This is a genomic window from Rhizobium tibeticum, assembly GCF_900110205.1.
GTDB lineage: Bacteria > Pseudomonadota > Alphaproteobacteria > Rhizobiales > Rhizobiaceae > Rhizobium > Rhizobium tibeticum.
In genome coordinates this window covers 18,339-41,201 of the sequence record NZ_FOCV01000041.1, presented here as the reverse complement: position 1 = coordinate 41,201, position 22,863 = coordinate 18,339, and the positions used below count along the sequence as shown (strand labels likewise).

Annotated in this window: 24 protein-coding genes and 4 pseudogenes; 10 read left to right on the top strand and 18 right to left on the bottom strand. The window is 58.4% G+C overall.

The annotated features are described in order from the left end of the window. Positions 1–191: 191 nt before the first annotated feature. The 5 genes from BSG20_RS29600 to BSG20_RS29570 all read right to left on the bottom strand — a co-directional run bounded on the left by BSG20_RS29600 (position 192) and on the right by BSG20_RS29570 (position 6,628). Entirely contained in the window at positions 192–2,120 is a 1,929-nt protein-coding gene (locus BSG20_RS29600; protein ID WP_072381143.1) for an adenylate/guanylate cyclase domain-containing protein, read from the bottom strand. Positions 2,121–2,307: 187 nt separating this feature from the next. After that, on the bottom strand, positions 2,308–2,943 hold the full coding sequence (gene catB / locus BSG20_RS29595; RefSeq protein ID WP_072381068.1) for a type B chloramphenicol O-acetyltransferase: 636 nt from the start codon (positions 2,941–2,943) through the stop codon (positions 2,308–2,310). A gap of 1,228 nt (positions 2,944–4,171) precedes the next feature. Further along, positions 4,172–4,450, bottom strand: coding sequence for a hypothetical protein (locus tag BSG20_RS29585; RefSeq protein WP_072381145.1), 279 nt, complete (start codon positions 4,448–4,450; stop codon positions 4,172–4,174). 370 nt (positions 4,451–4,820) lie between these two features. Beyond that, positions 4,821–5,030 (bottom strand): cold-shock protein, encoded by a 210-nt coding sequence (locus BSG20_RS29580; protein ID WP_072381072.1) that lies wholly within the window; start codon positions 5,028–5,030, stop codon positions 4,821–4,823. Between the two features lie 617 nt (positions 5,031–5,647). Then, positions 5,648–6,628, bottom strand: coding sequence for an SDR family oxidoreductase (locus BSG20_RS29570; protein ID WP_072381076.1), 981 nt, complete (start codon positions 6,626–6,628; stop codon positions 5,648–5,650). Between the two features lie 285 nt (positions 6,629–6,913). Between BSG20_RS29570 and BSG20_RS36730 the strand changes: the two genes are divergently transcribed. After that, a complete protein-coding gene (locus BSG20_RS36730; RefSeq protein ID WP_167371622.1) occupies positions 6,914–7,087 on the top strand; it encodes a hypothetical protein in 174 nt (57 codons plus the stop codon). A 323-nt stretch (positions 7,088–7,410) separates the two neighbouring features. On the opposite strand, the gene BSG20_RS29560 is transcribed toward BSG20_RS36730, so the two are convergent. The 6 genes from BSG20_RS29560 to BSG20_RS29540 all read right to left on the bottom strand — a co-directional run bounded on the left by BSG20_RS29560 (position 7,411) and on the right by BSG20_RS29540 (position 10,712). Then, a complete protein-coding gene (locus BSG20_RS29560; protein ID WP_072381147.1) occupies positions 7,411–7,752 on the bottom strand; it encodes a DUF3307 domain-containing protein in 342 nt (113 codons plus the stop codon). 223 nt (positions 7,753–7,975) lie between these two features. Then, the gene (locus BSG20_RS29555; protein WP_370874334.1) at positions 7,976–8,242 is read right to left on the bottom strand and encodes a hypothetical protein; all 267 of its coding nucleotides are present in this window, start codon (positions 8,240–8,242) and stop codon (positions 7,976–7,978) included. 107 nt (positions 8,243–8,349) lie between these two features. Further along, complete coding sequence (locus BSG20_RS29550) at positions 8,350–8,841, bottom strand: BA14K family protein (protein ID WP_072381151.1); 492 nt, start codon at positions 8,839–8,841, stop codon at positions 8,350–8,352. A 301-nt stretch (positions 8,842–9,142) separates the two neighbouring features. Then, the gene (locus BSG20_RS35910; protein ID WP_143147549.1) at positions 9,143–9,391 is read right to left on the bottom strand and encodes a hypothetical protein; all 249 of its coding nucleotides are present in this window, start codon (positions 9,389–9,391) and stop codon (positions 9,143–9,145) included. 714 nt (positions 9,392–10,105) lie between these two features. Then, the gene (locus BSG20_RS35905) at positions 10,106–10,300 is read right to left on the bottom strand and encodes a hypothetical protein (RefSeq protein ID WP_072381083.1); all 195 of its coding nucleotides are present in this window, start codon (positions 10,298–10,300) and stop codon (positions 10,106–10,108) included. Between the two features lie 151 nt (positions 10,301–10,451). Further along, entirely contained in the window at positions 10,452–10,712 is a 261-nt protein-coding gene (locus tag BSG20_RS29540) for a hypothetical protein (RefSeq protein ID WP_306372259.1), read from the bottom strand. Between the two features lie 135 nt (positions 10,713–10,847). On the opposite strand from BSG20_RS29540, the gene BSG20_RS29535 reads away from it, so the two are divergent. Continuing rightward, a complete protein-coding gene (locus BSG20_RS29535; RefSeq protein WP_072381085.1) occupies positions 10,848–11,072 on the top strand; it encodes a hypothetical protein in 225 nt (74 codons plus the stop codon). Between the two features lie 56 nt (positions 11,073–11,128). Here BSG20_RS29535 and BSG20_RS37075 read toward each other — a convergent pair whose 3' ends face one another. Next, entirely contained in the window at positions 11,129–11,377 is a 249-nt protein-coding gene (locus BSG20_RS37075) for a hypothetical protein (RefSeq protein WP_083540025.1), read from the bottom strand. Between the two features lie 316 nt (positions 11,378–11,693). Further along, complete coding sequence (locus BSG20_RS29525) at positions 11,694–12,338, bottom strand: metallophosphoesterase family protein (protein WP_072381155.1); 645 nt, start codon at positions 12,336–12,338, stop codon at positions 11,694–11,696. A 385-nt stretch (positions 12,339–12,723) separates the two neighbouring features. Between BSG20_RS29525 and BSG20_RS29520 the strand changes: the two genes are divergently transcribed. Then, positions 12,724–13,341 carry a hypothetical protein gene (locus tag BSG20_RS29520; RefSeq protein ID WP_093041566.1) on the top strand — a complete coding sequence of 206 codons (618 nt, stop codon included), beginning with the start codon at positions 12,724–12,726 and terminating at the stop codon, positions 13,339–13,341. A gap of 158 nt (positions 13,342–13,499) precedes the next feature. Here the strand turns inward: BSG20_RS29520 and BSG20_RS29515 are convergent, their stop codons facing one another. The 3 genes and pseudogenes from BSG20_RS29515 to BSG20_RS29500 all read right to left on the bottom strand — a co-directional run bounded on the left by BSG20_RS29515 (position 13,500) and on the right by BSG20_RS29500 (position 15,916). Beyond that, the gene (locus BSG20_RS29515) at positions 13,500–13,820 is read right to left on the bottom strand and encodes a hypothetical protein (RefSeq protein WP_143147548.1); all 321 of its coding nucleotides are present in this window, start codon (positions 13,818–13,820) and stop codon (positions 13,500–13,502) included. A gap of 628 nt (positions 13,821–14,448) precedes the next feature. Continuing rightward, positions 14,449–14,634 (bottom strand): SDR family NAD(P)-dependent oxidoreductase, encoded by a 186-nt coding sequence (locus BSG20_RS37865; RefSeq protein ID WP_072381096.1) that lies wholly within the window; start codon positions 14,632–14,634, stop codon positions 14,449–14,451. Between the two features lie 146 nt (positions 14,635–14,780). Next, positions 14,781–15,916: pseudogene (locus tag BSG20_RS29500) on the bottom strand (aldo/keto reductase). On the opposite strand from BSG20_RS29500, the pseudogene BSG20_RS38490 reads away from it, so the two are divergent. From BSG20_RS38490 to BSG20_RS29485, 3 genes and pseudogenes are all read left to right on the top strand, one after another. After that, positions 15,910–16,158 (top strand): annotated as a pseudogene (locus BSG20_RS38490) (LysR family transcriptional regulator); the annotation flags it as partial. The pseudogenes BSG20_RS29500 and BSG20_RS38490 sit on opposite strands and share 7 nt — an antisense overlap. A 427-nt stretch (positions 16,159–16,585) precedes the next feature. Next, complete coding sequence (locus BSG20_RS29490) at positions 16,586–17,170, top strand: tyrosine phosphatase family protein (RefSeq protein ID WP_072381098.1); 585 nt, start codon at positions 16,586–16,588, stop codon at positions 17,168–17,170. A gap of 374 nt (positions 17,171–17,544) precedes the next feature. Next, positions 17,545–17,799, top strand: coding sequence for a hypothetical protein (locus BSG20_RS29485; RefSeq protein ID WP_072381100.1), 255 nt, complete (start codon positions 17,545–17,547; stop codon positions 17,797–17,799). Between the two features lie 307 nt (positions 17,800–18,106). On the opposite strand, the pseudogene BSG20_RS38690 reads toward BSG20_RS29485, so the two are convergent. Both BSG20_RS38690 and BSG20_RS29475 read right to left on the bottom strand, forming a co-directional pair. Next, positions 18,107–18,205 (bottom strand): annotated as a pseudogene (locus tag BSG20_RS38690) (LysR family transcriptional regulator); the annotation flags it as partial. Further along, positions 18,204–18,395: a DUF6494 family protein gene (locus tag BSG20_RS29475; protein ID WP_072381102.1), complete on the bottom strand. Its 192-nt coding sequence runs from the start codon at positions 18,393–18,395 to the stop codon at positions 18,204–18,206. The gene BSG20_RS29475 and the pseudogene BSG20_RS38690, both read right to left, overlap by 2 nt. A 670-nt stretch (positions 18,396–19,065) precedes the next feature. Between BSG20_RS29475 and BSG20_RS29470 the strand changes: the two are divergent. The 4 genes and pseudogenes from BSG20_RS29470 to BSG20_RS29455 all read left to right on the top strand — a co-directional run bounded on the left by BSG20_RS29470 (position 19,066) and on the right by BSG20_RS29455 (position 22,755). Then, positions 19,066–20,378: pseudogene (locus BSG20_RS29470) on the top strand (CmpA/NrtA family ABC transporter substrate-binding protein). A 58-nt stretch (positions 20,379–20,436) separates the two neighbouring features. Continuing rightward, positions 20,437–21,330 (top strand): nitrate ABC transporter permease, encoded by an 894-nt coding sequence (gene ntrB, locus BSG20_RS29465; RefSeq protein WP_072381104.1) that lies wholly within the window; start codon positions 20,437–20,439, stop codon positions 21,328–21,330. Positions 21,331–21,341: 11 nt separating this feature from the next. After that, positions 21,342–22,139: an ABC transporter ATP-binding protein gene (locus BSG20_RS29460; RefSeq protein ID WP_072381106.1), complete on the top strand. Its 798-nt coding sequence runs from the start codon at positions 21,342–21,344 to the stop codon at positions 22,137–22,139. Between the two features lie 364 nt (positions 22,140–22,503). Next, positions 22,504–22,755 (top strand): hypothetical protein, encoded by a 252-nt coding sequence (locus tag BSG20_RS29455; RefSeq protein WP_072381108.1) that lies wholly within the window; start codon positions 22,504–22,506, stop codon positions 22,753–22,755. Positions 22,756–22,863: the final 108 nt, after the last annotated feature.

Here is a 22,863-nt window from a genome sequence, read left to right as displayed (position 1 = left end):
CAGGTTTGAAGGGCTTGACCCGTGAGGGCCGATTAGAGAAGTCCCGATTAAAACGACACTTGTTTTCCTGACTTTTGCGACATCGCAGAATAGGGAATTCTGCAACGGTCGCAATGGCCGGGATTGGCGGCAATTCCGCCAAGGCCGACCGCTCTCGGCGGCCCAATGCGGCCATTGCCAACGCGGCTGTTCTAGGGCTGCCCGAGAGGGTTCGCCTTCCCCGCCTCGCATTCCGGCAGTCGCACAGGTTTGGCGAATTTCGCCAGCGCCTCGTGCTTGGCGCACGCCGGGAAGCCAGCTAGCGGCATCGTCTCTATGAACCGACTGCGCTCCATTGTGCTTAGGCCGGGTTCATTGATCATGCTCTCGACAGTCAGGTCCGGGTGCTGCTTGAGAGCCTCTATAACCGAGGCATTTGCCTCATCGGTTCGACCCAGTGCCGCGAGCGAGCTGCTACGCACCACCCAAGTCCACTTTTGGTAGTTGTTAGGCGTCATGCGCTCCAGCATCTTCACCGCGTCCTCATATCGGCCCGCCATAAAATAGGCAGGTGCGAAGAAGTTGGACGCCCACATCGGATAGTTCGGGTCGAGCCGCATTACCTGGTCGACCATTTGAGCGCCGCGTTCGGGCTCACCGAAGCGTGCTGCAAAGCCGGTATAGAAAGTCAGGATTTCAGACGAACCCGGAGCTAGACGAAGGGCCGTGTCCAGCTCAGACTTGGCGCGGCCCATGTCGCCCTTGTTGGCAAGGCTCATACCAAACACTGCATGTGCTTCAGCGTCGCTCGGATCAAGCCGTACCGCGCGTTCGGCCACATCGGCAGCAGTCTTGCGGTTACTCTCGGGATCGACGCCAAAAACACCCATTAGATCATGAGCATGGTAAAGTTCCACCCAGGCCCGTGCCAGCCCCGGGTCCAGTTCGACGGCGCGGTTGAGAAGCGTGATGGCCTCCTGGTCATCGGCTTTGGTGAGCTTTTCAATCTTCTCGGACCCCAGAAGATAGTAATCATAGGCATTCAGGATTTCAGGCCGTTTACGTTTGGCTGCAGCCCGCCCGGCCTCTTGAATCAGTCCCACTCCGCCGCCGAGGCGGTTGGCAACCTGCTCTGCGATTTCAGTCTGAACGGCAAACACGTCCTCAGCGGGCCGATCCCAATTCTCCGACCAAAGATGGTGGCCGGTTTTTGCATCGATCAACTGTGCTGTGATCCGTACCCGGCCACTCTGCCGCTGGATCGAGCCCTCAAGTACAAAGCCGACATGGAGCGCACTTGCGACCTGGCGGGCATCCACCGGCGTGCCTTTAAAAACTTCCGTCGAATTCCGCGCCACCACCTCGAATTCGGGAAACCGCGCGAGGTCGGTGATGATGTCCTCAGTCAGGCCATCGGCCAGACGCCCGCTCGCCTCGTCGCCGCCATAATTGTCGAAGGGCAGCACCGCCACCGACGGCTTGCCGCTCAAAGGTTCGGGCTGCAAGAACCACCAGACGCCGGTGCCCGCCAGAGCAAGCGCCACGATCGCCGCCGCAGCCGGCTTCGCCCAACGCGGTATCATTCCGAGAAATGGGCGACGCGCCCGTTTGCCGTCGAGCCTCAGCCGATACATCCGCACCGGGCGGCTGATGTTCTTGACCTGCTGATTGCCGGCGAAATCGAGCGGCCAGTCGAGTTTGCCCTGGAGATGATCGTATGCCGTCCCCGACACCATCACGCCGCCCGGCTCGGCCAAATGCTCCAGCCGCGCGGCGACATTCACCCCATCCCCATACACATCGCCATCCACCAACGCCACATCGCCCAGATTGATCCCGACGCGGAATACGATGCGCTCCGGCTCCGGCAGACCAGCGTTGCGCGCCGCCACGCTATTCTGAAACTCCGCGGCGCAGGCAACCGCATCCACCACGCTGTCGAAGGCGACGAGCGCGCCGTCGCCCATCAGCTTGATAACGGTGCCATGGCGCTCAGAGATGGCGGGATTGATCAGCTCGGCGCGGATGTCCTTCAGGCGCTTGATGGTGCCCGCCTCATCGGCCTCCATCGCCTTCGAGTAGCCTACCATATCCGCCGCCAGGATCGCGAGCAGCTTCCGGTCGAGCGCGGGGGTACTCATCATCGTTGCCTTGCATGAACATGCAACAGTGCCGGCAGCTTACACCCACCGAAGCGCCGCAACCAGCACACCGCCAAAACGGCATGGCTGCTTGTGGCGCTTTGGCGTCGACCCTACCGGTGGGCCACCGTGTCAACTTGTCAGCCGGAGGGTCCGCCCGGTAGTATTCCGGACGGACCTGTTCGTGTCAGCCTTGGCGATTGGCCCACAGCCAGTGGCGATGAAGTGCTTCTACATCGCCGCTGGTCAAGATAGGCATCGCCTCCCCCAACGCTGCATCAGACCAATCCCACCACTTCATTTCGAGTAGCAATTCAATCTTCCTATCCTCGAAACGCCTGCGGATAGGCTTGGCGGGATTGCCTCCAACTATGGTGTATGGTTCGACATCGCGTGTCACCACTGCACGCGTTCCGAGCACTGCGCCATCGCCAACCTTGACACCAGGCATGACGATAACCTCAGAACCGATCCAGACATCGTTGCCGATCACGGTGTCGCCGCTAGGCAGGTATCCGTTTTCCGCTCCGCTGAATTCGGGTACTTCCGGCATCCAGAAAAACGGAAACGTGCTGATCCATTCGTTACGGTGCCCCTGATTGCCCGCCATGATGAAGGCAGCGCCCGATCCGATTGAGCAGAAGCTCCCAATTACGAGCTTGTCGGCTCCCTCGTCACCCAAAAGGTACCGGGCGCAATCGTCAAAGTTGTGGCCATGATAGTAGCCCGAATAATAGCTGTATCGCCCAACGATTATGTTGGGATTTGTGACCTGCTTGTCGAGCGTAATGCCCTCGAAAGGGCTTTCAAAATGGTTGTTCATCGATGTTCTCTCTACATACGTTCCTGACAGCATGCGCCATGGCAAGCGAATGCAAGGCGAGAAGCCCTTCAGACTCTCGCTCAGGCTCCTCGCGTTAGCGCGGGAGAACGATGTGGGGGGGTACTCGATGCTTTGATCATGCCGACTTCATATCGCAAAAGCTGCTGCAAGCCAATCGAAGGAGCGGTTCGCCGTCATCATAGTAACAGTTGCACCGACCCCAAAGTTCCTGCAGGTTCGCGCTGCTGCCCAGCCTTCTCGCCGCCCAGCCAGGAGACATGCAGGACGGTCATCGCATTCACGTCAACGACAAAGACCGATTACAGGACATCGACCAGATCAAGATACTCGCCGGCAGGGGGTCGGCAATTTCAGTCACAGGCATCCGTCCCGATCTTACGTTGAAGCGGTCGGGAACTGGATCCTGATCGCCGTTCAGGAGGCGCTATCCGCAGGCTGGCGCGGGATGCCGGGTTTTCTCCCGGCAAGCTCCAGATGATTTCTGACGCAACCGGCGTCAATCTCTTCCTTGTCGCCAGCGCGTAAGGAATCGCGTCGCTGAAACGCCAAACCGGGATCCTTCGTTCAACACCCGCTGCAACGCTGCCGAGGTTATTCAGGGGGCCAAGTCCTCGAGACATGCTGACGGATGAACAGGGCGAGAAGCTTAGGTTCTCGCACCCCAACATTCGGCGAACCGCAAATTGTCAGGCCGCCTTATTCGCTCCCATCATAGTCGATGCACTCGCGGGCCGACAGCGTCCTTTGCCGAAACCCTCCTATCCCGCCATTCGGTGGGATTGCTGTAGATAGGAGCGAGCTTCCGCCTCGATCCCGAGGCGCAACTCCTCATAACTTTCAACTTCTTCGCTATCGTGCTCCCGACGATGCTTTTCCAAGTGTAGATTTGCTAGGCTGTAGCATTCCAGAAGTTCCCCCATCTCAGGTGCAGCTGCCGAAAGTACGCGGAATTCTGGGAGCCTGAGAGCTAAGAGAGCCCATCCGTGCTTGACGTGATCGATCATCGAGTGCGTCATCTCCCTGTTGGACGGCGCATCGCCATCGCCCGCAAAACCCAGCATAGAATGGCGACATTCTCAGCTAAGTCACGTTATCCTTTAGTGCACCCTAAAACAGAAAATGGAGATGAACGAGAGTGATAATGGTCGTACCATGTTGCCTTAGAGCCCCGCTTGGAGCGTGTAGGAAAGATGTCTGCGGTGAGCCGCTAGTTGAGCACGCCCTGTCTTCCTCGGTTCGAGAACTGCTGGACGAGCATAATGCCCTGCTCGAGGAGGACCTCTGCTGCCTTGATATCCCCTGGCGCAAGGTCGCCGGACAAGCCTCGGATTGTATTGGCAACGAACAGTGAGTTGGCGACGAAGCGCGCATCGCCTTCATCCCCTGCTGCGTCGGCGGTTGCCTCGAGAGCATCGGCAACGGTTTCGATCAAGCTTGATCTCTCGAAAACGGTCATATCAGTAAGAGTTTTCGAAATGTCGTTCATGACTGTCTCCTCGCGCGTGCCGACCATAGGTCGCAGCGCCGGTATGCAATAGACACGCGTGGCGTACCTGGCAGGTGGAGACGATTGTTGGGCGACACAAGTTATGGCAGCCGCGCGCTTATTGCATGGATGAATCGAGAGGAACTGAAGTCTTACAAGTTAATTAATTAGTGAGGACGAGCTGCCCGACAAGGGTCACGCGCACTGAGCCGTTGCACATCGCCGATAACGGGACGGAGCGGGAAGACTAGTCAAGCGTGCCTGGTGGCAGAGTCTATGGACGACAGCTTGAACGATGCGCACAGTTCCGCAATCGTTGGCGACGAAATCGAGTCGGCCGACGGAGGGGACCCCGCACTGCGTTCGAGGATTACCGCACTTCGATGTTTACGGCTTTAGGGCCTTTCCCCCTATTGTCTGGCTCCGTATCGAACGACACCTTCTGCCCGTCACGAAGCGATTGGATGCCGGAAGCCTGAAGAGCCGAGATGTGTACGAACACATCATTGCCGCCTCCATCAGGACTTATAAAACCAAACCCTTTGTCGGCATTGAAGAATTTTACTGTACCGGTTGGCATAGATTACCTCATGAACTACGAGACGGCACCAACATGTAGCCGACGCTTGTCCTTCGCAAGCGAAAATACGCCTGCCGGATGTAATGTTCGTCGCGCCTGGGGTTACGTCACGGCGACCCGGTGAGTTCTTGCCGGCGCTGGAGGGTTAATTCAATCCTCGTCACACGTTCTTCGTCTGACCGAACTTCGAAGGCAAGGTTAGGTAGCGTTGCGATTTTGACAAAGGCGATTTCGGCGGCGGTGTTTTCGTCTGGGGCGTCCACGACCGTGGTCGTACTGACAAGAAAGCTCGGCATTGGTGCTTTTTGCGCATCGGTGGAATCGGAGGGCTATAACCGGTTCTGCCCCAATAGGTTGACCGCCTGTCGGACGTCAACCTCGCGAGATGTTTGAAATTGACTCTGGTGATTGGCTGCGCACTAGCGCTAGGCTACTAGCGCGTCCGCAGCAATTCGTCCCACGAATCCAGTGTAGGCCGCCTCGTGGCAGGGGCCCTGCTCCTCATTACTTCTCCACATCACAGCTAACGCGTTTCAAAATTCCGGCCGCCACGATATCTAAGCGCCCTACCGCGTCGATCTGCGCCAACTGCAGAGAGGAACCCTCAAAGAAAATGCCTATCCGAGAGCGCTTTGCGCGGCGCAAATCCTATCGACCAGAGCATCGAGTTCACCCCTTGCCGGACGGCTTTTCGCCAAGCGCTGCTTGACGTGCATGATTGGCTCAGCCAGGACTTCATCCAAGCTTTCCGCGCAGGTGAAGTCACCCGCCACGTGCTTGACCTTCGAATTGTCGAAGATCGCAGTCCAGGCCTTGTCGCCGATTAGCGGGCCTACCCAATCCGGATTGTACTTGATCAGGGTGTCCGTCGGCACGTGGACGATCTTGGCCTCTACGCCGAGCAATCTGGCGATCGTCTTTTGAATATCGTCCCAGATGTGTGCGCGATCGGAGGTGATGTGGAAAATCTCGTCAAGCGCCGCCTGCTTGCCGAAAAGCCCGACGAAAGGCACTGCGAAATCGACCGAGCGGGTCAGTGTCCAGGGCGTGTGGCCATCGCCCGCTACAATAGTGGGCTCGCCATCCAGCATGCGTCTCGCCATGACGTCGCTGTCGCCCATCATGATCGGCAGACCCGTGCGAACGGTGTGGCTAGGGCGGACGATTGTCCAGGCCAGATTTTTGGATTTCTTGAGCAAATCCTCGCAGGCAATTTTGGCTTGGCTATAGGGCCAGTAGGGATTGATCGCCGGTGTCTTCTCAGTAATGACATAGTGACGCGCCGGCTTCTCATAGACCGAGGCCGAAGAGATGAAAATGTACTGACCGCAATTGCCCGCAAACACCTCGATGTCGCGCGCGACCTGATCGGGCGTGAAGGCGATGAACTGGCATACGACGTCATAATTGGCCTTGGCGAGATCCGCGTAGGCCGTCGATCCAAGTTCGCCGACGATCGAGGTGACGCCCGCAGGCAGCGGGTCGCTTCTCAAGCCGCGGTTGTAGATGCTGACATGATGACCCTGGGTAACGGCGCGCTCGACGCACGGAAACGAGATTTGGCCGGTACCGCCAATGAAAAGGACTTTCAAAGCCATGTGGAGGACCTCAGTGTCTGACAGGCGGGATCTATGATCACTCTTCATAGCGCGAAAGAACCTGAGCGTCTCGCGCAAATCTCATGCACCCATGATCCCACCGCAAGCGTGGAGTTTCCGCTTTAGGGCGCCATAAGCAGCCCTGCATCTTGTTGGCCTCCGCGATGGCAGCGATGGCTACCCGAGGATCGTCGCCCTCGGTCTGCGTGGCCCTCACTTAAAGCACATGACAGTATCGACAACGTGCAGTTACTCTGGCCGCTCGAAGCGTCAGAGGAGAAACGAATGAACGAGGACGAGATAGAACGGCTCGCCAAGTCACTATGGGAGCGCGAGAACCACTCGAAACCGTGGGCAACGCCGACCTCTCGCCGCGTGCTCGGCCAGGACGTCGAAACAGGCGCCACCGAAGAGGAGCGCGAACGCTATCGCGATCGAGTGCGACACGGCGACCGCTGAAACGAGCAGACAACGCGAACATGGCATTCATACATGCGATGTGGATCGACAACGGCCAGAAGATCAGCATCGGCGACCACTCAAATCATTGCCATTTCTGTGATCGAGAGATCACCGACATTAAGCGACCGCCGCCGATGGCAACGCGATCCACGTCAAAGAATAGTACGCCGCCATCATTGGCATTCGAGCGCGGCTCGTGGATCTAAGTGAAAGCCATGATCAGCCCCACGACCGCCACGGCGCAGAGCAGAAACAAGACAATCCTCTCTGTTCGCGGGCTCATCGGGGCCACCACGCTGCCAAAGTGCTGAGAGCGAAGGTCAGCGCCAGGATGGCAATGAAAGCGATCCAGCCGAGAGTTTGGCGGACAGGACGAGGAAGAGCATCCAGACGGCTTTGCAGGCGATGTGTAAGGCGTGGTCCTGGGCGAACGTTGTTCTCCCCGTCACCTTCGCCTCGCCGATCGTCGCGTGAGTTGTCCATCCAGCCAAACCGAGCCATATGCTACCCGAGACCACCGCCACGCCGGCGCCTTGGATGCCGGAGTGAGCAATCAGATGGTAAACGCGTATTGGCCTTGATTGTTTGGCATTCGAAAGGAACTGGCCTCGAAGCGGGTAATCGCACAACCAATGGGCGCTAAGCAGCAGAAGTGCCAGCATCAGGAAATTTTCGATCATTATCGCTAAAGACTGGATCGACGCAGCTCACTTTTGTCGGTACGAGCCAGGAGCAGAGGAGCCAGCGCAACCTGCTTTGGAACTTGCGATCTACATGGTCAGTGAGGCTGGCGGCCGTCTCCGGTGGCTCGCTGAACTTAAACGCGCAAAACCCGCCGACCGGGTGACAAACCGGCGACGGGCTGAACCGAGGGCTCGTTGGCCCTCATTCGATATAGTAGTCTTGTCCGGCGTTTTGATACGTGAGTTTTAGCGTCCCGTCAGGCTGGACGACATAGCGCTCGTTAACGCGGTAGCCGAACTGCCCGAGGAATGTGTTTTTGATGACAGTTCCTGGCCGATAGGGAGAATGAACGACCCTGCCGCCGTATGTCAGGCTTCCTGGAAGCGGCTGGATCTCCGTCGTTGAGGTGGTACAAGCTGCCAAAGCGATTGCGAGCGTTGCGCTAGCAATCATTGGAATAATTCGCATTCGATGCTCCATGAAAGCACATCAGACAGCGGTTCTCTGCCAAGGTCCGCGGTTTGATAGGTGCCGCTGCCCCTCCCTGTTGGCGCAGTGGGCGTCAGGAGCGGATTCTAGTAAGGACCAATGCACTGACGCCGAGGGCCGTAGTAAGGCTGAAACGTGTTGTCATATGCCCGATAGGATCGATATCGAGAATAACACCAGTCAACGTGCGAGTAGCCATAATATCTGGGCGGAGCATAATATCTCGGCTGAGCGAGCATGCCGCCAATAATCGCGCCCGTCGCTAGTCCGCCGAACAGCAGGCCGAAATCGTTGTAACCACCATAGTAGTTGCCGCGGCCGTAGCCGCCATAGCGTCCGTACCGGTAGCCACCATAGGGCCGATAGCCGCCGTAGTAGCTGCGGCCGTAGTTCCTATAGCCGCCCCACGAGCCACCGTAGTGTCGGCCGTATGCGCGGGGGAAGTGCCTGCGATATTGGATCAGCTGTAGGTCCGAAGCTTGAAACGTCGGCCCGTTGAGGGTTGGGAAAGCCTGCGCTGGCATCACTGTCGAAAATGCAGCCACCAGAGACAGGCTCAAGACTGCGATCTTTCTCATTATATTCACCATCTGCGTTCAACACGCAAAACGGCCGGAAAGGTGTTTTGTGCCACATTAAATTATGGGTCACGCCAATGTGAACGCTCCCCGCGAAGTCCTGCAGTTCCACGGCGCATTTCTCCTAGCGTGCTGAGTGCCTGGACCGGCGCCGTTCGCGCACTGCAATATTACGAAGAGGGAGGCGTGGCCTCGAATTGGTGCCTGGCTACCCTCCCGGCTTGACCGCTGTCCACGGCCCGAAGCCGTGGTTCTCGATCGCCGGGGCAGCAGCGGCTCACCGCGCGTATTCTATGTAGCGCTAGACCGGATTGGTGGGCGTCTCTTCGCTCTCGATGGCCCTTCGATCCGCAAGCAACGAATCCAAAGCCTTGTGTTCCGGGCCAAACGGGCGCTGATTTAGAAATGAAGTCACGAGAGTCGTCGTTTCATGACCGCCCGACGATGGGTTGCCACGGTGAACAACCACCTCTCTGTTTGTTACGTCGTCGATGCCTAGAAACCACCGATCGCCATTTGTGCTGGAAGCAAATTCTCTTAGATTTTCCAAGTTAGTGCTCCTTCTAAAGGTAGAAGTAGAGCGCGGAACTGGAATTACGATGAAATACTTCGCTTCGGCTGCATGGATCACCACGTCCGCGGTTCGCATCGGGTGCTGGGTTGTCAGTTCTGGCCTGCTTCTTTGCTTACTGGGACAAACCAAGCGTATGCTAACCACTTGCTAAACTCCGAAGTTAGCTGCTCCAGAGGCAGCCGACTGAATGCTGCCGGCTCCCCGAAGCGGTGTTTTCGCTGTTCTGTTTTGCGAAGGGTGTCATGAACATCGCGTTCGCTGCGCCTTGAGCTCTACAGAGCCCTCCAAATCCCCTGTCCCGGTGGCTGGTATGACTGGCAGCCGGACAGAGCGGCGGCCACCCAGTCTCATCTAAGCCACCCTATTTGCAACGATGCCAGACCGAACGTCACCGCCACCAAGGCGAGATAGACGGCCCATGCAGCAGCATTGCGGACAGGACGAGGTAGGCGAGCCAGACGATCTTGCAGCCGATGTGCAGCGCCTAATCCTGGGCGAAAGTTGTCCTTCCGCGCACCTTCGCCTCGTCGATGAACGTATGAGCCAGCCATTCTGCTAACCCGAACCACATGTTTCCTGTGACCACAGGCACGCCTGCACCCTGTATGCCGGAGTGAGCGATCAGGTGATAAATGCGCAATGGGCCGGATTGTTTCGCGTCCGAGAGGTCTCCGTTCCGTTCAAAAATGGTCAATGGCGCCACACGAGCGTGAGTTCGCGCATGAATGCCTCGAAGAACACTTCGCTGCGGTTTTCCGTGAACAGCACGATATAGCCGTCACTGTCGATCAGCACCCAGCCTAGCCGGCCGTCTATCGTTGCCTTGCGCATGTAGCAGCAATGGTCGCGAGGGGCGAAACGGTTTGGATGTGCTTGCTCGGCCATATCAGAACCTCAACGAGACCTGGCGGCGGATCGCAGCCGAACATGACGAAAACCTGCGAACGAACGTCATGCTGGTCGGTTAAACGGCAGGGGAAAGCCCAGGTAGGCTGCCACGCTTCTGGGCCGATTGCGGTGCCCCCGTTTCGTCGCCTCAGGCGACCAATAGAAACGCTTGCTCTTCATCTCGGTTCAACGCGCCTGCCAATTCCTCGGCCTCTTCGGCAGTGAGCATGTCCATGACAAATCCGTTGACCACGGCTTCCCGCCCGGTGGTTTCTTCGACCACCGACCAGTAGATGTTGAGGTTCTTTTGAACGCTGTATGGCTGGGTTTCCATGGGAAACTCCTTCTTCAGGCACTTATAGAAAAGCACTGCCGCACCAGAAAGTGAATCGTGCGTGCGAATATTCACACTATCCTTTTGGATAGTTCGGCCACCCCCGCTCGCCCCGTGTAACCCGGTTCATCATTTGGAGAGCCACGTGAACTCTACTCAATCTCCTGCGTTTTAAAGCGCGAAGACCGCCGTTCGTGCCGGAGGAATGAAATGAGGCTCGTGCAATTGACCCTGATTGGACAGGCTGCGATGCCTGTTTTCGTAAACCCGAACCAGGTCGTATCGCTGGTTGCGCTTCCTGACCGTACGCAGATAGTGACGACTGCAACTGGTAACCATGGAGCTGCAATCGTCTACGATGTGACAGAGTTGGCTGCGGAGGTCGTACGCCTGCTGACGACCAATCCTTCTGTCGCCCCACCAGGGCGAGCCTAAGGCAAAAAACCCGCCGACCGGTGAAGGTGGCGTTAGCGAGTTGTTAGATTGAGAGCCTAGCGAGAACGGTCCGGTTCGGTTTCGTCAAAATTGACATCCCAATCCTTTTCTGGCCCCTCAGTTCCAGGCGGAGTGCGGTTTCCGGTTACATCTTCGGACCCGGTGATCACAGTAGGCTTCGCGCTTGCGACTCCACTGCTTTCCGCGTCGGCGCCCGATTTCGCAAACTGGCCCTTCGCGTCCTCTTTAGTCTTGAGGGCGTCAGACGGCCGGCGTAGTTCCGGGTCTTGGTTGTTTTCGCCCACAGCGTCCCGATCGACATCCGGCTCATCCTTTGCGGGAAGGTAACCGCGTGGCCGGTTCTCCTTGGGGCCTTCCCAGCGCGGCGACTGATCAGTTGTGCCAGGTGCGCCGTCTTTTGGTGAGTTCATACCCATAGTTTGATCTCCTTTTCTGGAGGTCAAAGCTCTGTGGCGTTGAAAAGTTCCTCTGGTCTTGCTCGGGAAAGCGAAGCTTCCGAAGGGCTCGCGGCTCCTCGGGGCCCACGCAGATGCACGTCGACCAGCGTCAGCCGCACTGAAGGGCAACCTTGTAGATGTCGCAGGAAACGACGAGATTGGTTCAAGTCATCTTCACCTCAATGAACTCAACCGGAGCTCCAGGGACATCATCGTCGAAGACCGCACATGAGAGCCTTCCATCGAAGACACATGCGCTATCGACGTTGGTTCTATTGCCGATCGTTCGGGGATTGTGGGCGGAGGGGGTATGGCCATGAACGAGGTGCTTGCCCCAGAATTCGTTGGAGTCGGAGGGAGTGAACCGCGTCCACATCAAATCGTGGGGTGTCTGATCCTCCAGATGGACGCCGTCTTTAACCCCGGCATGTACGAACATGCGGTACTGATCAGAGTGGATGAGCGGCAGGGTATCCGCCCAGTCTAAATGAGCCTGCGGAATGAGCCCGCCGTAGGACTCAACCGTCTCGATGCCACCGTTTGCAAGCCACCAGGACTCTTCGTAGCGGCCCTCCATCGCGCCGACCATCATGTCTTCGTGATTGCCCTTAAGCGCGATCCATTTCCACTCCAGCGACTTCGGGCCGGCAATCAGCCTCTCCACAACGCCCCGGCTATTAGGTCCCCGGTCGACATAGTCTCCGAGGAAAATGACAGTCCCGCGCCCATAGGGTTCGATCCAGCGAAGCATTGCCTCCAGTTGCCTGAGGCATCCGTGTATGTCACCGACGGCAAACGTGAAGCTCATGCTCCAACCCTTCCACCTGAATGACCTTGCTCGAACGATCGGTCGCACGGACGGAAATAGTGCGTTGGCTTGAGACTTCGCGTGGACCGTCTCACCGTCGCGAACGAGATGCCCGTTGAAGTATGCGAGGAGACGAGTTGTGACAGCCCTAAGGGCCTCGATCTCGGTCGGGAATACCTTCGGTTTGTCGCCGCCGACCATGATGGGCTTCGGGTGACTGCAGCGTCGGGGCCATCTTTGCCGTCTAGACGCTGTTCGATTTCGTGCACTGCGTAGAAATGGGCGTCCTCGCGGGTCTGAGCGAACCGCCCCTACTTCGCGCCGACCCTATAGCTGGCGCCGGCGCTGTCATCCAACTCGTCGACCGCATCCAGAGCCAGTCGGTATGCTGGTGGATCTCGATCCGCGCGCGGTCCCAGACGTCTCGGGGATGCTTGAGCTTGAAAATGAAGTTCGTTTCGGTCTGCAGGACCGGCTCATCCACAACGGCGGGAACGCGGACAGCTGGGCGGCGAAGCGTGTCGAAAAGGCCAAGCTGCTGCATCACAGAAGCCTCCCCTGCGTGGTCATACAGACGGAACGAAAATGGCGGCTCTTTCGTTTTTTGTATCAAAATGGGGAGTGCGATGTTTCAAACTGCATGGAGGAACTTGGCAGTAAGGCGAATGGAGGTTCCCGCGAGAAAGCTCGGAGAATAGCGATGAGTGAGAACGAAGTAGTTGTTCGCAGCGGAAGGAAGATTGCGGTCGGATCCGAGTACTGGGAGATTCGAGACGGCGGAGCGCCGGTCGAATATGTCGACATCATCACGGAGCTGAGGCATCACAATGGCGTAGTCTACGTCAGCCTGGGATCGGCTATCGTTGACGCAAACAACTTCCCGCTTGTTGCGATTGCTGGTCGGTACCGGATGGACATCGGAACCGCGCAGAGCCTGCACACGCTGCTCGGCGACCTGCTCGCCGGCATGCTGAAGCCCGTGGATCAGCCCAAGGCACATTGACATCAAAGCAACTCCCTCGCCTCGTACGGCTCCTTGAAATCAGGCCCGTAACTGGCCGTTGCGCCGGTCCAGCGGATCTCGCGCCGTCGCGGGAACTCGTTTTAGGAGAGAGAGAGAGAGAGAGAGAGAGAGAGAGAGAGAGAGAGAGAGAGAGAGGATCAGCGACCGCTCATCGCCTCGGCCGTCGAGTCCAGTGTCTTGTCGATCGCATAGCGGAAGCTCTCCGTCGGCTCGTTGCGTTCCTGAACCGAGGTAACAATCGCTGTTAGGCGCTCGCTGCATTCCTTGATACGTTCGATGAACTCCAGCTCGTCCCGAGCCTTGGCGCAGGCGAAGTAGGCCTCGTCGGCAATTCTCATCGCCTCTCGGCAGTTGAAATATCCGGTGATCGTATCGGCGAAGTCCAGAACGTTCATGACGTTGACCGCTACCATCGCGAGACGAGCAAGGTACTGCACCACCGTCATGTCCTTAGACATCGCCACCTGCGGCGGTATGAACGAACGGACCGTGATAGGAATCAGGCCCTTCTTCGCCTCGGCGACTGTGCTTACTTGAGCGAAGACGGCCCCCCATGACAGTTGAAGAGCCTCATGCCGCGCTCCTCCGGAACAAACGACCTGCGAGAGAATTGGGTCTCTAGAAAGGAGTTCGCAATGACGACCATTCCAACCGAGCCGACTCCAAGCCCTAAGCCTGGTCCCCTTCCCGATCTGCCGCCCGATGTTCCGCAGCCGCCGATCGAAGAGCCCGATCCTGACTTGCCGCCGGAAGAAGTTCCAAACCCGACCCCAGGCCCAAAAGAGTTTCCGCCAACGATGAGGTGAGCTCACGGGCTCCACCAAGCTGCCCTCCTCTTCGCTTCGAATGAACTGGTACGCAGTTCTATGAACCGCTACCGCATCCGCTTGATTTCGGGGATCGCGCATTGTGCAAGCAGAGAGGCAGACGCCGATAGCCTCGGCCGCGTCGCGTTGCATGGCCTTGTAGGCGGAAGAGCGAGCCCTCGCGCTGGGCGTATTCAACTAGGTCGTTCAGTTCGAGAGATGTGTGTGCAGGAATGCCTTCGCTCTGGTGAAGGACTGCTAGGTGTAACTGACACACCGGTCAGCCGGCGTCGGCATTAAGGTCGATGATCATCGAGACGGTTCCGAAGAAGTTGGTGGCAAACAGATCCTCGACCTCCTTGTCGTCACCCTCCTCGACCGCAGCCCGGTAGCCGTAGCCCGCGTTCTTTACGAGAACGTCGACGGAGCCGAAGTGGTCCTGCACCTGAGCAACAACCCGAGCCACCTGCCCTTGTCCGTGACGTCGAGGGCGGCTTCAGCAAGGCTTCTTCCCAGTCCCGTCGAGCAGCCCCTGATTATCCCGGTCGTCATCGTCGTTCCTTTCGTGTCGTCCTGATCTCTTGGCCGTACATAGAAGATGCCTCAATCCGGTCAGGTTCGCGGCGGCGCTTCCACGCCAGAGACGACCAGGACCTGGTCAGGTAGTCGCGCGCCGTTTACCTGAATGGCCGCGACGGCCTTGTTCAGCTCCGCGACCTCTTCGGGCTCGAAGTGGATGGAGGCCGCACCAATGTTCTCAAGCATGTGCGCAATCTGCGTGGTGCCGGGGATCCGTACGATCCATGGCTTCTGGGCCATGAACCACGCCAACGCGATCTGGGCGGGCGTCGCTTTCTTGCGATCAGCCCAGGTCTTCACTAGAGCGACCAGGGCCAGATTTTTCGGCAGATTTTCTGGCGAGAACCGCGACTCGACGCCGCGTATGTCTCCTTCGGCGAATCTTGTCCGTTCGTCGATGGCGCCAGCAAGGAAGCCGACGCCCAGCGGGCTCCATGGAACGAAACCGATGCCGAGTTCCTCGCAGAGTGGAATGACGGCCTCCTCGGGGCCTCGCCACAGCATCGAATACTCGTTCTGGACTGCAGTAAGCGCCAGCTCGGCGTGTGCGCGCCGTACGGTGTTGAGACCCATCTCAGACAGCCCCCAGTGCAGAACCTTGCCCTGCGCCACGAGTTCCTTGACTGCGCCCGCGACGTTCTCGATCGGAACCTGCGGGTCGACGCGATGCTGGTAGAGAAGATCGATATGGTCAGTCCGCAAACGCTTGAGCATGCCCTCGACGGCGAGCTTCACGTGCTCTGGACGACTGTTGAGCCCCGGCAGCCGCTTGCCGGTCTCCAGGTCGATGTTCCAGCCAAACTTGGAGGCGATGACGATCTGGTTCCGGAACGGCTGCACGCCTTCGCCGAGGATCCGCTCGACCTCATGCGGTCCGTAGGCTTCCGCGGCGTCGTAGAAAGTGACGCCACGCTCGTGTGCTGCCCTGATGATGCCGATCATCTCCGGACGGTTGGGGATGGTCGTCTGGTAGGTGCGGCTCATGTTCTGCACGCCGAGGCCGACGCTGGAGACCTCGAGCGATCCGACCTTTCGTCGCCCAAGCACCCGGCAGATGAGCCGGCGGCCGATGTCGACTGCGCCAAGGCAGGAGATAGGTTTGCTTCCAGAAGCGGGGTGGCTGCGAGCGATCCCGCCGCTCCCAGGAAGCTGCGACGGTCCAATGTCATCTTCTCACGGTCTGCCCCGCGAGGAAAGCTTCACGAAGGCCGCCGCCAAGCTCGGCGTGTCGCAGTCGGCCCTCAGCCAAACGATCCGAGGGCTCGAGGAGCGTCTGGGCATGAGACTGCTGACAAAAACGACGCGTCGGGTTTCACCCACCGCAGCCGGCGAGCGGCTGCTGCAGACCGCGGGGCCGCGTTTCGATGAGATCCAAGCGGAGCTCGCGGCACTGAGCGCGATGCGGGATGAGAAATCGAACCTAGAACTGGCCAAATAGGCGAAAACCCGCCAATTTCCGGCCAATATGGAAGTCAAAACTGGCCAACCGCATAACGGATTAAAACTACAGTAATTTCAGGCGTTTCGACGCCTGAAATTGGTAACTGGAACAAAGGGACAGCCCCCGAAGAATGGAAGGTCTTACATCCTGCGCCAACGACAGCGACACTTAAATGTCGACTGGGCAGGGCAGACGGCCTATACTCTTGAGACCAAGCCGCCTGGCGTCTTCCATTCTCCTTGTTCACTATATTTTCCCTTTCACCAGATCGTTGAACGCCCATAAATGAGCGAACACCGCTTGCATTGTTCACTTTAAGGCTTAGCTGGACAGCGTCATCGGTTGCGATGCCTTCAACGCCGTCATTATCGGCACGCGAACAAAGGGAGACAAGCTAATGGACTTGGCCTTTCAGCCGGAACTTACCGTGTGCGGCATTGACGAACTGCCGTCGCAAAGCGACCGCAATGTAACTCATGTGCTGTCGATCATCGATCCTGATCGCGCAGATCTTGAAGCCTTTTCGGCCTATGGACACCATGTCCGCACGACGCTCCGTTTCCATGACATAATCACACCGATTCCGGGCCAGATCATGCCTACTCACGATCACGTCAAAGCCGTACTCAAGTTCGGCGAGGACTTTCTATCGCGGCAGGATCGTACCGCTCGGAGCCACGTGCTTGTGCATTGTCACATGGGCGTCTCGCGCTCTACGGCCGCGATGATAACGCTGATGGCGCAAGCCAATCCCGACGAACCGGCTGAAGCACTATTCGCGCGGCTTGTGAAAATACGCCCGCAAGCCTGGCCAAATTCCCAGATGGTCGCCTTCGCTGATGACCAGCTCGGTCGCAACGGTGATTTGAGTGCCGCACTCTCTCGTCACTATGGCCGCCAGATAGAGATCCAGCCGCAATTTCGTGATTGGATGACCCGGCTCGGCCGCCAAGCCGAGCTCAAGATGGCGATCATAGAATAGACCCCCAGTGGCAGCGCAGTGGTGGGCAACATACCAACACCAAGAACAAGACCAATCGCAATGGCACGAAGAGCCTGTTAAAATTAATCGCATCTGAGCCATTTCAGGCCATTGATGGACCGGACTTACTTGCATTGTCTCTCCAGGCCACGGGCACTAGATGGCGATGGTAGCGCTTCCTAAATTTACGGACAGGTCGAAAGCATGGACGTGGATCAAGGCGACCACTGCGCCTTGGTCGCCTTGAAGGGATACGAACCGAAGACCTGACGACGGCGAAACCGCTTCGAGCGCGGTGCGGTCGTGCGTCGATTCTGGCGCAAAGCCGTCCATGCCAACAGCGGCAAGATCGCAGACGAAGGAGGAGAGAGCAGATGTCCGTCGACACCGTACCGAGAAAAGCGGACGCCGAATATGCCATTGAATACCTCCAGGAGCACCCGGAGGCTGGGCTCTGCTGCGAGGATCTACGCTGGTGGATCACGCCGAATGCAAACGAGACCGATCAGCAGGTTCTGCTTCTTGATGTGGTAGAGGCCGAACGGCTCAAAGATGATCCCCGCGTCCGGCCCGTGTCGGGAATCGCTCATGCGGGCCGGTCACTCTGGGTCGTTCGGCGAATGACATAAGTCCTGGTACTTGAGTGCACGCAACCTCTTTGGCATGCCCCTGAAGGCAAGGGACCGCGTCTTCCATGGCGCTCGTTCATATTCGACTTCATGCCAGCCTGTGTGCTGTTGTTGCCAATTCAGACCCCAAAAAGAGCATACCAGGCCCTGTGACGCCGCAGTCAGTTCGCGCACGGCTTGACCCGTTAAAGGGTCGTCGCCGGAGGTCCGGCTTGAGCAGGCGGCCCAAGGCCGGGAACCAGGACCGACCAAGCCGTTCCGTTCGATCGAGGGATTCCACCGTCGCGATCAGGCAACTCACCCCTCTCCTGCTCGGCCGCGCCAATGACTGCGCAATATCGATGATGTGGTCGCGGGCCGCGGTTGGGTCCTGGCGGTTCCAGGCGACCAAGCCCAATGCGGACTTATGGAAGTTCGATCTCGCCGTCAACCACGTGGTTGAGGCCGGTGCCTTCCGCCGTCAGCGTCATGCGGACCTTCAGCTTCTTGCCGTCGGTCTGCCCTTCACGCACCGTCTCCTCGATCTTGCGCTGCGAAGTGACGCCGACTTCCTTCAGGAACTTGCGGATCGACATGTTGAAAGCGTCTTCGTTCATGACGGAACTCCTGTGTGTCCGGAAGCGATTGTAAGGGAAGGCAAGTCGTCAAGAAAGCAGGGGATGAAGCGCGATGCCACACAAACAGACCGCGATCCGGGAGGAGGCGACGGGCGACGGGCAGAAACAGTCGTTGCCGCCAGGCGGGTGGCTAAGCTCCCGCATCCTTTGCGAACGTTCCAAACGATACATTATGCGCCTTCGACCAGCTTTCTCATTTTCCCTCACAGCATCTTCACCGGCGTATTATTAGCGGAATGCGCGCCAGACGCGAAGGCACGGTCAGAATCCATTTCCCCGACTGCGCCATCACGGCCTCACGACCGTGTGCGCTGCACAAATAAGTGCTCTCACGACGGCGATCACAACGAGCAACCGCACATTTCATGAGCATATGGAAAGTCTGCATAAAGAATAGGCATTCCTGGAATCGCGTGATTTCTCCTTTTGTTTCATATTGTTACGAGTTACCCCTAGAACTGGCACGCTGATTGCACGTTCCGACACGCACCGGTCAACGGCGACCGGCGCAGATAGGCGCGGCATAAGCGCCTACACACGACACCGACGTCGCAAGGTTTTTGATGTCCAGGATCCTCCGATCCCGTGACCGCAATTTCCGGCGGCGTTTTTTTGTGTCCAAAGTTCAGCCAGCAGAGGGAACCTGCGCATGACAAAGATTTCGACGACTGGGATTTCGACAAGCGGCGTTACCCGCCGCAGCATACTCAAGACGACTGCAACGGCTGCCCTCATCGGCGCCGTCAAGACTGCCTTTCCGTCCGGCGCCTTCGCAGCCGGGGCAGGCCCTGAAGTGAAAGGTGTCAAGCTGGGCTTTATCGCTCTCACGGATTCCGCACCGCTGATCATCGCCAAGGAAAAGGGCCTTTTCGACAAGCATGGCCTTCCGGAAACGGATGTCGCCAAGCAGGCATCCTGGGGCGCGACCCGCGACAACCTCGTGTTGGGCGGCGCAGCAAACGGCATCGACGGCGCGCACATCCTCTCGCCGCTGCCCTATCTCATGCAAACCGGCAAGGTGACGCAGAACAATAAGCCGGTACCGATGGCGATCCTCGCCCGGCTCAATCTCGATAGCCAGGGCATCTCCGTCGCCAAGGAATATGCTGAAACTGGCGTGCAGCTCGATGCCTCCAAGCTCAAGGCCGCGTTCGAGAAAAAGAAGGCAGAAGGCAAGGAGGTCAAGGCCGCCATGACCTTCCCAGGCGGCACCCACGACTTTGGATCCGCTACTGGCTCGCCGCCGGTGGCATTGATCCGAACAAGGACGTTTCGACCATCGTCGTGCCGCCACCACAGATGGTTGCCAACATGAAGGTCGGCAACATGGACGTCTTCTGTGTGGGCGAACCGTGGAATGAGCAGCTCGTCAACCAGGGCATCGGCTTCACCGCAGCCACGACCGGCGAGCTCTGGAAGGGTCATCCTGAAAAGGCGCTCGGGCTCCGGGCCGACTGGATCGAAAAGAATCCCAATGCGGCAAAGGCTCTGCTGATGGCTGTCATGGAGGCTCAGCAGTGGTGCGAAAGCATGGACAACAAGGCGGAGATGGCAGATATCCTCGGCAAGCGGCAATGGTTCAACGTCCCGACGAAGGATGTGCTCGGCCGCCTCAAGGGGGACATCAACTATGGTAACGGCCGCGAGGTCAAAGCCACCGACCTCTATATGAAGTTCTGGAAAGACGGCGCCTCCTACCCGTTCAAGAGCCACGATACCTGGTTCATGGCGGAAAACATCCGGTGGGGAAATCTGCCAGCGAGCACCGACATCAAGGCGCTGGTCAACCAGGTGAACCGCGAAGACATCTGGCGCGAGGCCGCCAAGGATCTTGGCGTCGCTGCAGCCGACATTCCCGCATCGTCTTCCCGCGGCAAGGAGACCTTCTTCGACGGCAAGGTCTTCGATCCTGAAAATCCCTCCGCCTACCTCGACAGCCTTTCGATCAAGGCTGCCTCCTGACCCCGCATCCGGCGCGCGACGCGCGCGCCGGCCTTTCATTCACGTGAGGAGCGCGTTGATGTCCGCCCTGGCAAATAAAGAAAATCCCTCCACAGCCGCCTCTGCCAAGACGGCGGCGAAGGTTCTGCCATTTTCCGGCAAGCATGGATCGCGGATCGATTTTCGTCGTGCGGGATTGACCGCACTTCGCAATATCGTTCCGCCGGCCGTCGTGCTGGCAGTTATCCTGCTCGTCTGGCAGGTGCTCTGTTCATCGACGGATGCGTCTTTGCCCTCGCCGCATCAGGTCTGGCAGGATAGCTATGACCTGATCGCCTATCCGTTCTTCAACTACGGCTCCCAGGATATCGGGCTCGCCTGGCGCGTTCTCGTTTCGCTGCAGCGCGTGGTTTATGGCTTTGGCCTTGCGGCGGTCTGCGGCGTTATCATCGGTGCAATCATTGGCCAGTCGGTCTGGGCGATGCGTGGCCTCGATCCGATCTTCCAGGTGCTGCGTACGGTTCCGCCACTCGCCTGGCTGCCGCTGTCACTCGCAGCCTTCCAGGATTCCAACCCTTCAGCCATCTTCGTCATCTTCATCACCTCGATCTGGCCGGTGATCATCAACACCGCCGTCGGCGTCCGCAATATCCCGCAGGACTACCGCAACGTCGCCGAGGTGCTGCGGCTCAACCAGTTCGAATTTTTCTGGAAGATCATGCTGCCGTCGGCAGCACCCTACATCTTCACCGGTCTCAGGATCGGCGTCGGCCTCTCCTGGCTCGCCATCGTCGCCGCCGAAATGCTGACTGGCGGCGTCGGCATCGGCTTCTTCATCTGGGACGCGTGGAATTCATCGCGCCTTCCAGACATCATCGTCGCGCTCGCTTATATCGGCATCGTTGGCTTCGCCCTCGACAAGCTGGTGGCCGCGCTCGGCAAACTTGTCACCCGCGGCGCCGTCGCCAACTGAGGAACGCACTGATGAACGCCTATCTCAAGCTCGACCACATCGACAAACATTTCGATCGGGGTGGCGTACGCGCCGACGTCCTGAAGGACATCAATCTGACGATTTCCGAGGGCGAATTCGTCTCGATCATCGGCCATTCGGGCTGCGGCAAGTCCACCCTGCTCAACCTCATCGCCGGCCTGACCCCAGTTTCAGCAGGCGCCGTGCTCCTTGAAAACCGCGAGGTCAACGAACCGGGTCCGGAACGCGCCGTCGTCTTTCAGAACCATTCGCTCCTGCCCTGGCTGACAGTCTACGAGAACGTGAACCTCGCCGTCGCCAAACTCTTCAACAGAACAAAGACCAAGGCCGAGCGGCATGACTGGGTCATGGCCAACCTCGACCTCGTGCAGATGGGGCACGCCAAGGACAAGCGGCCTTCAGAAATTTCGGGGGGTATGAAACAGCGCGTCGGCATTGCCCGCGCGCTTTCAATGGAACCGAAGATCCTGCTGCTCGACGAGCCCTTCGGCGCTCTCGATGCGCTGACCCGCGCGCATCTTCAGGACGCGGTGATGGATATCCACGCCCGGCTTGGCAATACGATGGTGATGATCACCCATGATGTCGATGAAGCCGTGCTCCTGTCCGATCGCATCGTGATGATGACCAACGGCCCGGCGGCCCGCATCGGCGAAGTGCTCGATGTGACCATATCCCGTCCCCGCAATCGCATCGAACTTGCCTCCGACCGGACATATCTCAAATGCCGCGAAGCCGTGCTGAAGTTCCTCTACGAACGCCACCGCTTCATCGAGGCCGCGGAGTAGATACCGCGAAATGAAGACCGGGAAACTCGTCCGTAACATACTGTTCCATCTGCCGGATAACTTCTACTGCCCAGCTCGGTAGCCTGATCAACCAGTAGGGACCACAGATTGGGGTGTCGGACGGGCGCTGTCGCAGTTCGTCAAGTTCCTGCAGCAGTCAGCCCCTCCCACCTGGTTGGCGAAATTGTCTCCCATCCGACCCATCAGCGAGGCGCGTGATTCGGTTCATCCGCAAGTTGCTTAGTTCCGCGTTATCGTCTTGCCAAACACGGCAAGCAGTATCAGTATTTCAGTGGTTCCGCATATTCGCGTCCCCCGCCTCGACAATGCCTTATGAGCTCTCCCGCATCTGAAGGGATGTCCTGTGAACCTCCTCAGGGAACCACTGCTCCACTTCGCCCTTGGCGGTGCGCTCTTGTTTGCGGGATACGCAGGGCTGGAGCGCGAACAGACCGATGCCAGCGGCCTCGAACCGGTCCGGATCAGTGAAGGCGAGATACGCTGGTTGAAGGAGACCTGGGCCAACCAGTGGCGCATGTGGCGGGTCGATCGGCCTGCCGACATAGCGGGGTCACCTCTCGCTGCTCAAGATATACGCGCCGAACTGGTGCTGTGATTGCCAGTGATGGCGAAATGTGGTCGAGGAAACCATCTCGGGGTCCGCACAATCAAGGCGGCCATCATGTCGTGCTGCCTCAACCACATATGCATTTTCGAACCCTGC

Coding starts and splice junctions, on each gene's coding strand:
- BSG20_RS29560 (WP_072381147.1), bottom strand. CDS start 7,752: ATGCTGGCACTTCTGCTGCTTAGCGCCCATTGGTTGTGCGATTACCCG.
- BSG20_RS29585 (WP_072381145.1), bottom strand. CDS start 4,450: ATGAACGACATTTCGAAAACTCTTACTGATATGACCGTTTTCGAGAGA.
- BSG20_RS29485 (WP_072381100.1), top strand. CDS start 17,545: ATGTCCGTCGACACCGTACCGAGAAAAGCGGACGCCGAATATGCCATT.
- BSG20_RS29460 (WP_072381106.1), top strand. CDS start 21,342: ATGAACGCCTATCTCAAGCTCGACCACATCGACAAACATTTCGATCGG.
- BSG20_RS35905 (WP_072381083.1), bottom strand. CDS start 10,300: ATGGCCGAGCAAGCACATCCAAACCGTTTCGCCCCTCGCGACCATTGC.
- BSG20_RS29520 (WP_093041566.1), top strand. CDS start 12,724: ATGCTGGTGGATCTCGATCCGCGCGCGGTCCCAGACGTCTCGGGGATG.
- BSG20_RS29600 (WP_072381143.1), bottom strand. CDS start 2,120: ATGAGTACCCCCGCGCTCGACCGGAAGCTGCTCGCGATCCTGGCGGCG.
- BSG20_RS29490 (WP_072381098.1), top strand. CDS start 16,586: ATGGACTTGGCCTTTCAGCCGGAACTTACCGTGTGCGGCATTGACGAA.
- BSG20_RS29555 (WP_370874334.1), bottom strand. CDS start 8,242: ATGCGAATTATTCCAATGATTGCTAGCGCAACGCTCGCAATCGCTTTG.
- BSG20_RS29515 (WP_143147548.1), bottom strand. CDS start 13,820: ATGTCTAAGGACATGACGGTGGTGCAGTACCTTGCTCGTCTCGCGATG.
- BSG20_RS29535 (WP_072381085.1), top strand. CDS start 10,848: ATGAGGCTCGTGCAATTGACCCTGATTGGACAGGCTGCGATGCCTGTT.
- catB (WP_072381068.1), bottom strand. CDS start 2,943: ATGAACAACCATTTTGAAAGCCCTTTCGAGGGCATTACGCTCGACAAG.
- BSG20_RS29475 (WP_072381102.1), bottom strand. CDS start 18,395: ATGAACGAAGACGCTTTCAACATGTCGATCCGCAAGTTCCTGAAGGAA.
- BSG20_RS29525 (WP_072381155.1), bottom strand. CDS start 12,338: ATGAGCTTCACGTTTGCCGTCGGTGACATACACGGATGCCTCAGGCAA.
- BSG20_RS29580 (WP_072381072.1), bottom strand. CDS start 5,030: ATGCCAACCGGTACAGTAAAATTCTTCAATGCCGACAAAGGGTTTGGT.
- BSG20_RS29550 (WP_072381151.1), bottom strand. CDS start 8,841: ATGAGAAAGATCGCAGTCTTGAGCCTGTCTCTGGTGGCTGCATTTTCG.
- BSG20_RS36730 (WP_167371622.1), top strand. CDS start 6,914: ATGAACGAGGACGAGATAGAACGGCTCGCCAAGTCACTATGGGAGCGC.
- BSG20_RS29570 (WP_072381076.1), bottom strand. CDS start 6,628: ATGGCTTTGAAAGTCCTTTTCATTGGCGGTACCGGCCAAATCTCGTTT.
- ntrB (WP_072381104.1), top strand. CDS start 20,437: ATGTCCGCCCTGGCAAATAAAGAAAATCCCTCCACAGCCGCCTCTGCC.